This window comes from Clostridioides sp. ES-W-0018-02, from assembly GCF_020658175.1.
Lineage (GTDB): Bacteria > Bacillota > Clostridia > Peptostreptococcales > Peptostreptococcaceae > Clostridioides.
Window position 1 is genome coordinate 137,264 of sequence record NZ_JACVVY010000002.1, and the last position, 13,274, is coordinate 150,537.

A 13,274-nucleotide genomic window follows, 5' to 3' on the forward strand; every position below is an offset into this window, starting at 1 on the left:
TATTTTAATGATTGATTGAATGTTTGTATGCTCCATATGTTGAACAGGAACACGATATTGAACAACAATATGCTATACTAAATTTTGAGAGGAGGTTATATTGTGAGTGAAATTCTGTTGGAACAGTTTGACTCTGATTTGGGAGGGATTTTGATGCCAGAATATGTAATAGAAAAACCTGATTGTCATTTTCCTGAGACTATCGTATGTGAATTTTCAAAATCTATGGTACAAACAATTGTTGAAAAGTATAATGGTAAAAAAATAAGTCGTTTAATTAATGTTGCTGGAGATATACCAATTTATGAAGTATTTTTCAAGAATGTAAGAATTGGAATTTGTCAGGTTATGGTAGGTGCAACAGCATGTGTAACCAACTTTGAAGAATTAGTTGAGTTAGGAGCAAAGAAGATATTTATCTGTGGAGAATGTGGTGTGTTAGACAATTCTATTGATGATGCGTATCTAATCATTCCAACATCAGCTATCCATGATGAGGGCACAAGTTATCATTATCAACCAGCCTCTGATGAAATTATACTTAACCCACATGGAGTTAAAGTTATTGAATCTGTATTTAAAAGAAAAGGATTATCATACATAAAAGGTAAAATATGGACTACTGATGCTCCATATCGTGAAACACCTAATAAAATACTTACACGGAAGACACAGGGGTGTATTGCAGTTGATATGGAATGTGCTGCTGTAGCTGTCGCAGCACAATTTAGAAATGTTATATTTTCACAGTTTGTTTATGCTTGTGATAATCTAAACTCAGATGTATGGGAACAACGAGGATTAACTATACATCCTATTTCACAAAAAGTACATACTTTTGAGCTTGCAATGGAGTGTGCTATCAAGTTGTAAATTTAAAGTGCTTTAACTTGTATTTTTTAATTTTAAATTACCAAAGCAGTAAATCGATTAAGGTTTACTGCTTTTTTTATTGTTGAATTTAAAAGTGATATATAGCTATATGCTCCTTCTGGAAAAATATTATTATATTAAAAATGCTTTAAAAGTGTTCGTTTTAGTCTAAGGTTTATGTTAAAAAAATTATTAAATTTAATCTGTAAATAAAAAAGTTAAAAGTCCAATATTAACATTTTACTCTTAAACCATTAAAATCTTTATTAAAGCTACTAAAGTTATTAAAAATATTTTAAAGGAGAGTGTAGTTTATGAAAGTAAAATTAGAAGATATACCAGTTCAGTTTCATGCAATGGTGGAAATAGTGGGTATTGATAAGTTTGTAGAGATTGCTAAATTGTATGGAGGTACAAACACTTATATACCTACATGTAAGGGGATTTTTAGATATGCAAGAAATAGGGAGATAGTGAGACAATTTAATGGGGTTAATTATGGGGAGCTCGCCATTAAACACAACATGTGTGTAAGCAATATTAAGCGAATAATAAATGAAAACAGTATATAAGTTGTTATACAAAGTATTTTGTAAAGATTAAGTGTGAAGTAGGTAAAAGACATTTTATAAAGTTTTTTTTAGACAAAATTACTAAATTTATTGCCTATTAATTTAAATAGATTGTATATTCTATAAAATATTCTGTTAAATAATGGAGATATATTGAGAATTCAAAAAAAATAGTCGAAAATATTTGTTGGATAAAAAATAAACAAAATGATACAATTGCTTGTATAAAGGGGAAAAAACAATAAATAAGCTATATAAATAAAAAAATATAAATAAATATGACATAATATATTTGCATATTTAAGAATATAAATAGGGATTTTAAGGGATTAATAAGTATATTTAAAATATATTAAAATAAATATATATTTAAATTTAAACTTTATGTTATCTATATAAAGTAATAATTATTGAGAAATGATTACTTATTAGTAGAAAAGGGGTTAGTAGATATGAATAATGGATTTTATAAATTGAATTCAGTAGTATTAGGCTTTGATATAACAAATGATATTAATAAAATAAGATTTAATCATTATATAATGAGAAAAGAAAATATACAGAGATTGCAAGGTACTTTACCAAGAGGTCAATTTTATATGACAGTAAGAAGAACTGCTACAGATTTACAACTTTCTATTTCTACTATAAGTAGGCTTGTAAGAGAGTTTTCAGATTTAGGAGTAATAAGGCTTGTGTCTAAGGGAACAAGGGGGAAGATGCATTCTATATATAGCTATATCAGTTCAGAAATTAGTGAAGATTTATTTGATAGTACTAGTGAGAATTTACTTGATAGTGATGAAACTATAGATTTTAACTATAACAGTGTAGAGAACTATGAATTCAGTAATTTAGAGTATAGTTATGGAAATGTTGAAAATAAAGGTTGTATTGATGAAGATTGTATTTATGGTGGTGGAATGTCAAAGTACAATAGTGCTTATGATAATACAGAATGTAGTAGTTGTGATGACTGTAGTATATTAAGTAGTAAGAATAATTCTGCTAATAAAAAAAGCAATGACTTAGCTTCTAGTGGAATAAAAACTCATGGTAAAAATACTAGCTCTAATAATGAAAATATCAACAATGAAAATATCAACTCTGAAAAATCTGTTATTAATTTTACTAATGTAACTAATAAAATTAAAGATTATACCAAAAAAACACTTATTGGAGAAGAACTTAAAATCGAAAACTCTAATTTAAAATCGAGGTCTTCAAATGTTAGATTTAATGAAACATGTAATGACATAGATAAAATAACTAAAAATGACATAGAAGATAATCAAAGTAAAAATGCTATAAAATTAAGTAATAGTAAAGTATTTAGTAGCATGAATAGAGATGGTAAAAAGAGTGGTTTTGATAATATTCATGATACACAAAAAGAAGATAAGTTTGTAACAAATAAAAAAGAATCCTTAAATAAATTTAATAAAAAAAATATACAGCAAAGCATTATAAATATGCTAAATAAAAAAACAGGAAAAAACTTTAAAATCAATTCTCCAACGAGCATAAAACTTATCAACGAAAGACTAAAGGAAGGTTATGTCTTAGAAGATTTCTACAAAGTTATTGAGGTAAAAGTAGCTAAGTGGAAAGATACCATAATGGAAATGTATATAAGACCAGAGACCTTATTTAGCCATAAATTTGAATCCTATGTTAATGAAAACATATCTGTAAAAAATCAAAGTGATGTTTACCAGTGTAAAAAGAGCGACAATAATAGCAGTAATAATTATATGTATTCTGACTATACCACGTATGACGACAGCAATCGTGAAAGAAAAAAACATGAAAATGCAAGGTATTGGAATCCAATCTGTGAATTTTAATTAGTCTGATAATGCGTTTATAGGTGGAATGAATTTATATATTTTATAGATGATAATGTGTTTCTAGCTAACATGTATTTACACATTTTACAACTGACCATGCATTTATACCTTTTTATAGCTGATAATGCATTTCTAACTAGTAATATATTTATATCTTTTATAATTAAAAGTATATTTCTAACTGACAATATCGTTGCAATCTAATATAAAAATAAAAGACTTAATAATATTAAAATATAAAACTTAAGAGGAAAGCGAGATTAATTTATATGGTTAAATCAAAAGCTGTTGAAATAGAGCAGGCTATTTTAGGCACAATTATTTTAGACAATAAATTAAACTACAAACTAGATGACTTAAATGAAAATATGTTTATGAACTCTACATGCATTGAAATATTTAAAATCATGAAAGAACTTAGAAAAGAAAATATAATAATTGATGTAGCAACTGTAAAATCAAAGATAGATGAGAAATCTTTAGCAATTAAAATGAGTAGTTTAACTAGTGTAATTACATGGGGTCAAACTTTTGGTATTGATGGTTATATAAAAATTTTAAAAGAAAACTTAGCAAGAAGAAGCATAAATCAAAATTGTCAAAGACTCTTGGAAGGCATAAACTTTGGAGAAAATATTGATACTTGCATCTATAAATTTGAAAATAATATAAGAAAAATCTTGGACAAAGATACTTATGAAAATGATGATGTACATAGCATAGCAGAAAAAGTCCTTGATTTTTTAGAAAGTAAAAAGGATGTTGGATTTAAGTTTGGGATAAGTTTACTTGATTCGACTATAGGAGGTCTTTTTAAAGGAGAGCTAACGACAATAGCAGCTAAATCAGGGGTTGGAAAGACTGCTTTAGCTCTTCAAATAATGTTAAATTCGGCCAAGCAAGGGAAAAAGACTCTATTTATAAGTAGAGAAATGACAAGTGAGCAAGTGTTTATGAGAAATATATGCAAGATAACAGGAGTAAGTACAAGAAATATGAAATCTAAAGAGATAAGTGAAAGTGATTGGAAACTAATTGTAAATGCAATAGGAGATTTACGTGAGAATAACTTAATTTATATAAATGACAAGATAGACACAATCAGTGCAATTAGAAAGAGGATAAGGCAAATAAAGCCAGACTTATTAATTGTTGATTATGTGCAACTTCTTACATCTCAAAAAAGTATGGAAAAAAGAGAAAGAGAAGTAGCCACTTTTTCTAGAGAATTAAAAAGTATGACTTTGGATTTTGATATACCAATAATTCAGTTAAGTCAATTAAATGATGAAATGAAAGATTTTAGACCTTATGGAGATAGACCTATGAGGGATAGTAAAGCCATCTACCACGATAGCAACAATGTGGTTTATATACATCAATTAAAAGGGAGTGATTATGAAGAAGCAGTAAAAGATATAAGAGAAAGTGAGGAATTAGTTAGAGAAGCAGAGTACAGGGGAATTAAGATTGTTGATTTAATAGTTGCGAAGTGTAGGGATGGACAGACTAGGCATAAGCATTTTTGTTACTATGGGGATAGGTTGCATTTTCAAGAACTAAATTATTAGAGTAATGAGATAGCCATAACAAGCTTATTGAAAGTCGAAAAATAATATAAAATATGAGGTGAAAAGATGTTAGAATTAGAGGAAATCATAGAATTGCTTGAAGAACACAATATAGAAGTGAGTATTCCAAAGGAGTTACATAAGTATAATTTATTGGAGTATCTGAAATTGTGTCAACAAAGTGGGGGAACATATTTTTATATTAAGACAGTGGAGGGTGCTTTAAAAGAGGCTAGAAATGAGCTTATGATTAAATTGTTTAATGGAAAAAATTATATGGAATTAGCTAGAATGTTTGATATGAGTGTTATTAATGTCAGGTACATTGTTAGAAAAAAATAGATATATTGTGGATAAGGTAAGTGTGATGTGTATAAAGTTACGACTATAATTAAGTTTAAACTGTGAATAATAGAGTAAGAATGTGTATAAAGTTATGATTATTTGAACAACTCAATGTCGCTTATTTACTTAAAATCCTTCTACAATTAGAGTATAATTTCTAATCTCGATATCTTATGTGATTAAGTCACAGATAAAAAGTAAATATATTGTTATAATTCTTATAGATTAATAATACAGGGAGGTTATTATGTCTAATAAAAAAAAGAAGTATGCAAATATTTTAGAAAATGAGTGTGTAGCCTGTGGTAGCTGTATAAAAGTCTGTCCAAGGAGAGCTATCTCAGTACCATATGGTATTAGTGCAAAAATTGATAAAGACTTATGTGTAGGATGTGGTATTTGTAAGAAGGTATGTCCAGCATCTGTGATTGAGATTATAACAATATTAAAAGAGGAAGAAGGTAAGTGTCATGAATAATAAAAAACACTGGTATGACTATTTATGGATTTTTTCTTCTATATATTTGATATTGGGATTTGTAAATATTATTTTCGCTTGGATTGGGTTAATTTGTTTCTTTGTTCCATTGCTTATTTCTATTATTAAAGGAAATAAAGCGTACTGCAATAAGTATTGTGGAAGAGGACAGCTGTTTAATTTGCTTGGAAATAAATTAAAGTTGTCAAGAAATAAAGATATTCCTAAATTTATTAGAAGTAAGTGGTTTAGATATGGTTTTTTGACATTTTTTATGGTTATGTTCGCTAATATGCTTTTTTCAACTTATCTAGTGTTTGAGGGTAGTAGAAATTTTAAAGAGGTAGTGACTTTGCTTTGGACTATAAAGATGCCTTGGCAATGGGCATATCATGGGACTTTAGTTTCACCTTGGGTGGTACAGTTTGCGTTTGGTTTTTATAGTGTTATGCTTACATCGACTGTTCTTGGATTGATTACGATGATACTATTTAAGCCTCGTTCATGGTGTGTTTATTGTCCTATGGGTACTATGACTCAGATGATATGTAAGGCAAAGAGTAAGTCTATATAGATAGAGTTTATGTGAATATGTAAGGAGTATAGATAGAGTTTGTATAAAATAAACTTGTCTATGCTTCTTTTTTATGTGTAAGAGCATTAATTAAGTAGAAAAATTAAAAAGAGTAGATACAAGGAATTTAGATAGCAATAATAATTAAATAATAAGATAGAATATAAAGCAATGAAAGAGGCAGAAAGGGAAAGAAAAAGAGGGTGAAGGAGATAGGAAAATAACTATATAATAGGTAAAATATGTAGGAATTATATGTTATAATAGTTTTAGCAAGAAGATGTAATCTACAATTTATAGAGTGGAGTTCATACAAAAGGTTATCCTCCCAACGTATAGAAGGGAGGTGAGTATGTGTGGATAATTTTTTACAAGGTGTACTAGCAAGTTTAGTTGCCAGTTTAATAGTTTACTTAACTGATAAATTGTTTAAAAAAGTAAAAAGCCACTCTGGCAGGAGTGACTTTAGTTTTGAACTAAAGATTAAGTTCAAAAAGAAACACTAATTTACGAACTCCACTCTACTGCAAATAGATTGTAGTTCTTCTTGCTTTTATTATATCACAAATTAGAAAAAATATGTAAAGTACTTGTTTTAATCGCAGGTACTTTTTTATGTAAAAATAAATTTGCCTACAGCCTTTTTGGTATACAGAATTAGTAAGTTTGAAATAACATTCATATAAAAACTTTAGTTGATTTTAAAATCAATATATTGAAGGCATTTTAAAATCAATTATTAACTTTTCATGATTTCTAAAGTATTTTATATCATCCATATCATGAGTAATTATTATAGCACTCTTGTTTTCCATCTTTCTTATTACAAAATCCATAACCTTATACTTAGTTTCTGTATCCAGCCCTTTAAATGGCTCATCCATTATAAGCAAGTCAAAATCATATAATAAAGCTCTTAATATTGCAACCCTTCTTTTCATACCACCACTTAATTCCCTTACTCTTTTATTCATACAATCATTTAAGTCTAATACCTCTAAGGCACTTTCAATTTCTGAATTACCCAGATTTTCACATACCAACTTTATATTCAATGACACACTTAGATTTTCACACAAACTATCATCTTGGAATACTGCACTAATCTTTTTATTACTAATACCTACAATTTTTCCGCTATCTGCTTTCTCCAAACCCATTAATATTCTTATCAATGTTGTCTTACCAATACCAGAGGTTCCTGTTATAAATGAGATAGCATTATCTTTAAATACATTATTAAAATTATCTAAAACAACCTTATCATTATATTTTTTACTTAGATTCTCAATTACTATATCCATTTAGTTTATCTCCAATCTTTTTAATAAATAGTCTATTAATGATAAAAATCCCTTTTGAAAGCAAATACTTATTATAATGATAACTATAGTCCATGCAAATAAATCTGGTGTATTTAAGTATACTTTAGCTTTGTATAAGTTTTCACCTATAGAATTAGCAGGCATTCCTATTATCTCTGCTGCTATTCCAGATTTCCAACATAGACCTAAAGAAACACTACATGCTGCTCTTAGATATGGTGCTACCTCAGACAAATATATGTACCTTATTTTTTTTATCTTACTGACTTTAAATACTTTTGCCATATCATTTAACTCTCTAGATATACTATTTATTCCATCTAGGATATTTCTATATACCACTGGCAATACCATCAAGAAGGATATAAAAATAGACAGGTTCTTTGAAGATATCCATATTAGAGATAATATTATGAACGAAGCTACTGGTATAGATTGTATTGTAAGTATTAAGGGTTCAATAAGTATCCTAAAATTTTTTTTATTAGATGCTATTATGGCAGATATTATTCCAATGATAAAGGCTAATATAAATCCTGTTGTTATTTTCAGAAAAGAAAAGAGTATAGATTGCCAAAACTCAAACTTCATAGATAATTCGAATAACCTTTTCAAAGATGAAAAAGGAGATACTAAAAGTATCTCCTGACCAATTATCATACTACTTATTTGCCAAACGATAAGCCAAAAGATTATTGCTAGTATATGAGTTTTACTAATTTTCTTGTGTATAGTAGAAATCTTCACCTGGCATCTTTCCTCCTATTGACTTTGGATTAGCATCATAAAGTACTTGTAAGTATCCACTTAATTTATCTTTCATTGTATTACCTTCTATAAATGTTATATTACACTTTGGAATTGCTTTTTTTGCTATCTGTGCTGGAACTATTTCATTTTCCTCAATAAGTTTTGAAGCTTCTTCTATATTATTGTTTGTAAAATCAACTGATTCCTTATATTCTTCTAAGAAACTTTTAACCTTTTCTGGATATTTATCAACAAACTCTTTTCGTGCAACAACAACTCCTGTTACTAAAGCACTTTCAGTATTTTTATCTTTATTTAAAGTATCCCATTCTTTTGTCAAATCCAAAGCTACTCTTAAGTTATCACTCTTAGTCAATGCTGTTGTTACAAAAGGTTGGGGAAGTAGTGCTATTCCATTTTTATCGTTTAATAATGCCGCCAAACATTCTGTATGTTCTGATTTGTATTCTATGTTGACATCTTTAGTTGGGTCAATTCCATTTTCTTTCAATATGTAATTCAAAGCATATTCAGGAGTAGAGCCTTTACCACTAGAATAAATAGTTTTGCCTTTTAAATCATTTACATTGTTTATAGAATTTCCATTCTCAATTATGTATAAAACTCCTAAAGTATTAATGGCTAGTGTTTCTATTTCACCATTGCTATTATTATATAAAACAGATGATAGATTTGCGGGAATAGCAGCAATATCTAGTTCTTTATTCACAAGCTTAGGTGTAATTTCGTCAACAGAATTTGCTATTGAAAATTCATAATCTTTTTCTTTTTTATCCTTTTCATCGCCAATCATCTTAACCATTCCCATTCCTGTAGGACCTTTTAGTGCTGTCACCTTTGCAACTACTTTAGTTTCTTCTTTTGTTTGTTTTTCTGGTGGGTTTGATGCACAACCTACCAATGAAATTATTATTAATGATGCCAGTAATAATATTGATAATTTCTTTTTCATAAAACCTTCCTCCTAGTATTTAATTTTATATAGAATCTGTTATTTAAGTTTATATTTCATATAGAATTTGTGTTAACTTTTCTTTATTCAATATTTTTATACACTTTTTACCAAACTCTAAACAATTTTCATTTTGTAATGATTGTAATTCCCTATATAAAGATGCTCGACTTAAACTAATCCTTTTACTTAACTCCTCTTTAGAACATTCTAATAGGATAGTGTCATTTTTACTAGTTTTTTCTAGTAAATATTCAATAACTTTCTTTTTACTAGACTGTATATTTAAAAACTCTATCTTTCTCAGTAAAAATTGTATTTTTCTATTACAATATCTTGAATACTCTAAAGCTACAGAAATGTCCAACTTCATCATATCTATAAAGCATTTTTTTGGATAAAAAACTACATAAACATCACTTTTGCATTTTAGTACAGTATCTAAGGATTCTTCATCAAATATATTAGAAATTCCAAAAACATCTCCTTCCTTTAGAATAGACATGTTAACTTCAGTTCCATCACTCGATATACAATAGATGGATACTTGTCCTGCTTTAACTACACCTACATAATATTCTTTATCAAAAAAATCACTTATAAATTGACCTTTTTTATAACTCTTTGCTTTTATCTTATCTTCTACAATGTATCTTTCAGAAAATAACTTACTATTTATTAGTACTTCTTTCTCATTCAAAGTCATCACCTTTTCTGATAAATATTCACTTTGATTGCAATAATATCACAGTATTTACCAAAATTCAATAATATTGATAATTATTTTCAATCAAGTTTATTTATTAATTGTCTCATCTGATACAATTTTTAGTAGTTTTTAATGCTATCATATCTCTTAACAAAATATGAAAGGAGACTTTACATAAGCCATGAAAACTATATTAATTTCTGGGTCATCCTCTGTAGGGAAGACCGCTTTAATAAAACATTTAATTCCATATCTTAAGTCTAATGGGCTTAACCCTTCAATATGTAAGATAGATTGTCTAGCTACTGATGATGATTTAATATATAAAAAATTGAATATACCTTATATTGTTGGACTTAGTAAAGACATATGTCCAGACCATTTTCTTATATCAAACATAAACGAACTTATGCTTTGGGCTAAAAATAAAAGTAGCGATATTTTACTAATAGAAACTGCTGGGCTTTGCAATAGGTGTTCACCTGCAACAAATAAAACACTACACATATGTGTATGTGATTGTACATCTAGCTTTAAGACTCCTCAAAAACTAGGTCCTATGTTAAGTGAAAGTGATGCCATAGTTCTAAGTAAAATAGACATGGTATCACAAGCAGAAAGAGAGATAATATCATTCAATATAAAAAAAATAAATCCTAATTCTAATATATTCTTTATAGATGGATTAGTTGGTTTTGGTGTAGAGCTAATTTCAAACTATATAAACAATGCTAATATTCTAAACAATGACGAACATTTATTGAGACATACAATGCCAAGTGGGGTGTGTTCTTATTGTATTGGAGAATGTAGAATTGGTGATGAATTCCAACAAGGCATAGTTTCTAAAATGAATTTTAGAGGTGAATTTTAATGAAAAGTATAACCATATATCCTGGAAAAAACAAACTTGGTAATACAGAGAACTTTGAATCTCTAACTTTTTATAGAGGTCATATTTATTCCATTGTAGGTAATACTGGTTCTGGTAAAAGCAGGTTAATCAAAGATATAGAGCAGTTTGTCAATAAAGATTCTTTGACTAATCGAAAAGTAGTCATTGATAATATGGAAGTTGCTATTGAGGAAAGAAATAAATTTTCTACAAATCTCATTTCTCATCTTAGCCAAAATATGAGGTTTGTTCTTGATTCTACAGTCGAGGAATTTTTAGTTATACATAAAGAATGTAAAAACAATACTTCTGTCTCAATAAAAGAAGTACTAGATGTAGCAAATTCCATAACAGCAGAACCTATTTCCCTATCTCAAGACCTTACATCATTGAGTGGGGGACAGACACGTGCCTTAATGATTGCAGATGTTGCTTTCATTTCAAATAATCCTATTGTTTTGATAGATGAAATAGAGAATGCTGGAATAAATAAAAATGTTGCTTTAGATATCTTATTGAAAAGTGATAAACTGATTTTTATAGTTACTCATGACCCTCATACAGCACTTATAGCAGAGAAGCGTATAATAATGAAAAATGGTTCAATCTTCAAAGTAATCAATAAGACTAACGAAGAAAAAGAAATCTTAGGCAAACTTAAAGATATATATGAATTTCAACTAGAATGTCAATATAAATTAAGAAAAGGAGAGACTCTTCATGAAAAATGTTAGGTTGTATTGGAGCAATATTTGTATACTTCATAAATATGAGAAAAACTATTTAGATAATTTAATTATGTCTTTAAAAGAGAAGGATATTAATTTAGAGGTAACTTATTTTGGTATAGGTTATCCTTACAAACTTAATGAATATTTAAAAAAAACAGACGCTTTAATTCCAGATATTATAGTTTCTACAGATTTAGAAGTGTATGAAGACAAGAATATCTATTCAAAGTTTTCAAGTAACTTATATCCATTATCGAATTATTTCAATATTAAGAGTGAGATTAAATCATCATCTATATATTTTGATGAAAGATTACTTCCATTTTTAGTTATACCATTAGTATTTTCTTATAACCAGAATTACAAGGGTTTGATAGATTCTATAAAAAACGTAATTGACACTGATACAAAAACTGTCATTGGTGGTATAAATAACTCTGGTGCGAAATCTGTTGTTAAAGCCATTTGGAGTAGGTATGGAAAAGAGTATGTAGAGAGATTTTTGTCCAATTCAACTATACTAGATATGCCAATACAATCATTTAATGATGTAAAAAATGGTTCGGATAGATTAGCTATAACTCCTAGTATATATGCAAAGCGTGCTAATAATGAAGATTTATTTATGTCATATCCTGATGATGGGGCTATAGCATTACCATCTTATATTACTGCAAGTAAATCATTAGACGAAAAGACTATGTTAGAGGTATTAAAATCTCTTGTATCTAAGGAGTTTTGTAATTCTTTTGTGAAGTCTGCATCATTACTATCTTGCATCTATGATACTATAGATGATAGTCTTATTAAAGATAATCAGTATAAGTTTTTATATCCTTCTAAAAAATGGTTAGATACAGTTACGACTGAAGAATTTTTTGAGGTTTATAATATGTATATATAATATATTTATTTTTACTTATTGTTTGTATGTTATTGTTTGTATGTTATTGTTTGTGACTAATAGTATTTTATATTTATGGATATATATAATTAGGCTAAGTAATTTTATTGAATCATCTTAGAGGAGAATTGTTTCAATGTCTAATGGTACTGTCGATTAATTATAATATTCATAGTCGATATAATTATAATGTGAGTTTTGTTTTTTAACAGAGCAATTATCATATAGATTAGGGGTTCTTAGGAACTCCTTTTCTGTTTTTATATAAAAAAAGAAGAAGATTCAAATTTTTATTTTGAGACATCACCTTTTATCATGGTAAAATGAGAGTATAAGATATTGATACAATACATATATATCGTTATGTGAATAATTTATCAGATATACTAAGTTTCAAGTCATTAAAAATTTACATCAATATAATGAAGCTTGTATTTGAAAGTGTTTTTGATTTAAAAATGATAAGAATTCAACTAAAGGAGTAGATTTAGTTAAATCAAAACAAATTCAAAATAAAAATTATGATGAAGAGTAAATAATAAAACTATTAGAAGTATGTAAAGATACTGAATTAGAACTTCACATAAACTTAAATATTAGTCTGGGTATGAGAACATCCAAAATATTAGGTCCGTCATGGGAGAATGTAGATTTTGAAAGAAAAACAATTTCAATTGAGAAAATTACTGCAAAAGTAAATAGTAAAGTAATTCTGAGGTGAATA

At 27.7% G+C, this 13,274-nt stretch carries 15 protein-coding genes; 11 read left to right on the forward strand and 4 right to left on the reverse strand.

The window, feature by feature from the left end:
• Nucleotides 1-102 precede the first annotated feature (102 nt).
• The 8 genes from IC219_RS07030 (at nt 103) to IC219_RS07065 (ending at nt 6,769) form a co-directional block, all read left to right on the forward strand.
• Complete coding sequence (locus tag IC219_RS07030; RefSeq protein ID WP_227831343.1) at nt 103-873, forward strand: nucleoside phosphorylase; 771 nt, start codon at nt 103-105, stop codon at nt 871-873.
• Nucleotides 874-1,187: 314 nt separating this feature from the next.
• On the forward strand, nt 1,188-1,445 hold the full coding sequence (locus IC219_RS07035; RefSeq protein ID WP_227433544.1) for a Mor transcription activator family protein: 258 nt from the start codon (nt 1,188-1,190) through the stop codon (nt 1,443-1,445).
• A 452-nt stretch (nt 1,446-1,897) separates the two neighbouring features.
• Nucleotides 1,898-3,292 carry a conserved phage C-terminal domain-containing protein gene (locus IC219_RS07040; protein WP_227831342.1) on the forward strand — a complete coding sequence of 465 codons (1,395 nt, stop codon included), beginning with the start codon at nt 1,898-1,900 and terminating at the stop codon, nt 3,290-3,292.
• Nucleotides 3,293-3,564: 272 nt separating this feature from the next.
• Nucleotides 3,565-4,866, forward strand: a complete 1,302-nt coding sequence (locus IC219_RS07045) for a DnaB-like helicase C-terminal domain-containing protein (protein ID WP_227433542.1) — start codon at nt 3,565-3,567, stop codon at nt 4,864-4,866.
• 66 nt (nt 4,867-4,932) lie between these two features.
• Entirely contained in the window at nt 4,933-5,208 is a 276-nt protein-coding gene (locus tag IC219_RS07050) for a Mor transcription activator family protein (RefSeq protein ID WP_227433541.1), read from the forward strand.
• 250 nt (nt 5,209-5,458) lie between these two features.
• Nucleotides 5,459-5,689: a 4Fe-4S dicluster-binding protein gene (locus tag IC219_RS07055; RefSeq protein WP_227824657.1), complete on the forward strand. Its 231-nt coding sequence runs from the start codon at nt 5,459-5,461 to the stop codon at nt 5,687-5,689.
• On the forward strand, nt 5,682-6,263 hold the full coding sequence (locus IC219_RS07060) for a 4Fe-4S binding protein (RefSeq protein ID WP_227433539.1): 582 nt from the start codon (nt 5,682-5,684) through the stop codon (nt 6,261-6,263). Before IC219_RS07055 ends, IC219_RS07060 begins: the two co-directional genes overlap by 8 nt.
• Before the next feature lie 356 nt (nt 6,264-6,619).
• Nucleotides 6,620-6,769, forward strand: coding sequence for a type I toxin-antitoxin system toxin (locus IC219_RS07065; RefSeq protein WP_227433538.1), 150 nt, complete (start codon nt 6,620-6,622; stop codon nt 6,767-6,769).
• 201 nt (nt 6,770-6,970) lie between these two features.
• Here IC219_RS07065 and IC219_RS07070 read toward each other — a convergent pair whose 3' ends face one another.
• From IC219_RS07070 to IC219_RS07085, 4 genes are read right to left on the reverse strand one after another with little or no spacing between them, the layout of a single operon-like run.
• Nucleotides 6,971-7,567, reverse strand: coding sequence for an ATP-binding cassette domain-containing protein (locus IC219_RS07070; RefSeq protein WP_227831341.1), 597 nt, complete (start codon nt 7,565-7,567; stop codon nt 6,971-6,973).
• Nucleotides 7,568-8,335, reverse strand: coding sequence for an ABC transporter permease subunit (locus tag IC219_RS07075; protein ID WP_227433536.1), 768 nt, complete (start codon nt 8,333-8,335; stop codon nt 7,568-7,570).
• Nucleotides 8,304-9,311: an ABC transporter substrate-binding protein gene (locus IC219_RS07080; RefSeq protein WP_227831340.1), complete on the reverse strand. Its 1,008-nt coding sequence runs from the start codon at nt 9,309-9,311 to the stop codon at nt 8,304-8,306. Before IC219_RS07080 ends, IC219_RS07075 begins: the two co-directional genes overlap by 32 nt.
• A 49-nt stretch (nt 9,312-9,360) precedes the next feature.
• Complete coding sequence (locus tag IC219_RS07085) at nt 9,361-10,011, reverse strand: Crp/Fnr family transcriptional regulator (RefSeq protein WP_227831339.1); 651 nt, start codon at nt 10,009-10,011, stop codon at nt 9,361-9,363.
• Nucleotides 10,012-10,201: 190 nt separating this feature from the next.
• Here IC219_RS07085 and IC219_RS07090 point away from each other — a divergent pair, with 190 nt between their 5' ends.
• Genes IC219_RS07090 through IC219_RS07100 form a run of 3 tightly spaced genes read left to right on the forward strand, consistent with a single transcriptional unit; the run spans nt 10,202 to nt 12,550 of the window.
• Nucleotides 10,202-10,894, forward strand: coding sequence for a GTP-binding protein (locus IC219_RS07090; protein WP_227483057.1), 693 nt, complete (start codon nt 10,202-10,204; stop codon nt 10,892-10,894).
• A complete protein-coding gene (locus tag IC219_RS07095) occupies nt 10,894-11,649 on the forward strand; it encodes an ATP-binding cassette domain-containing protein (protein ID WP_227824659.1) in 756 nt (251 codons plus the stop codon). Before IC219_RS07090 ends, IC219_RS07095 begins: the two co-directional genes overlap by 1 nt.
• Nucleotides 11,636-12,550, forward strand: coding sequence for a hypothetical protein (locus IC219_RS07100; RefSeq protein WP_227831338.1), 915 nt, complete (start codon nt 11,636-11,638; stop codon nt 12,548-12,550). Before IC219_RS07095 ends, IC219_RS07100 begins: the two co-directional genes overlap by 14 nt.
• Nucleotides 12,551-13,274: the final 724 nt, after the last annotated feature.

Excerpts from the sequence above, each read along its gene's own strand:
- IC219_RS07035 (WP_227433544.1), top strand. The coding sequence starts at position 1,188 with ATGAAAGTAAAATTAGAAGATATACCAGTTCAGTTTCATGCAATGGTG.
- IC219_RS07040 (WP_227831342.1), top strand. The coding sequence starts at position 1,898 with ATGAATAATGGATTTTATAAATTGAATTCAGTAGTATTAGGCTTTGAT.
- IC219_RS07045 (WP_227433542.1), top strand. The coding sequence starts at position 3,565 with ATGGTTAAATCAAAAGCTGTTGAAATAGAGCAGGCTATTTTAGGCACA.
- IC219_RS07050 (WP_227433541.1), top strand. The coding sequence starts at position 4,933 with ATGTTAGAATTAGAGGAAATCATAGAATTGCTTGAAGAACACAATATA.
- IC219_RS07055 (WP_227824657.1), top strand. The coding sequence starts at position 5,459 with ATGTCTAATAAAAAAAAGAAGTATGCAAATATTTTAGAAAATGAGTGT.
- IC219_RS07060 (WP_227433539.1), top strand. The coding sequence starts at position 5,682 with ATGAATAATAAAAAACACTGGTATGACTATTTATGGATTTTTTCTTCT.
- IC219_RS07070 (WP_227831341.1), bottom strand. The coding sequence starts at position 7,567 with ATGGATATAGTAATTGAGAATCTAAGTAAAAAATATAATGATAAGGTT.
- IC219_RS07080 (WP_227831340.1), bottom strand. The coding sequence starts at position 9,311 with ATGAAAAAGAAATTATCAATATTATTACTGGCATCATTAATAATAATT.
- IC219_RS07090 (WP_227483057.1), top strand. The coding sequence starts at position 10,202 with ATGAAAACTATATTAATTTCTGGGTCATCCTCTGTAGGGAAGACCGCT.
- IC219_RS07095 (WP_227824659.1), top strand. The coding sequence starts at position 10,894 with ATGAAAAGTATAACCATATATCCTGGAAAAAACAAACTTGGTAATACA.
- IC219_RS07100 (WP_227831338.1), top strand. The coding sequence starts at position 11,636 with ATGAAAAATGTTAGGTTGTATTGGAGCAATATTTGTATACTTCATAAA.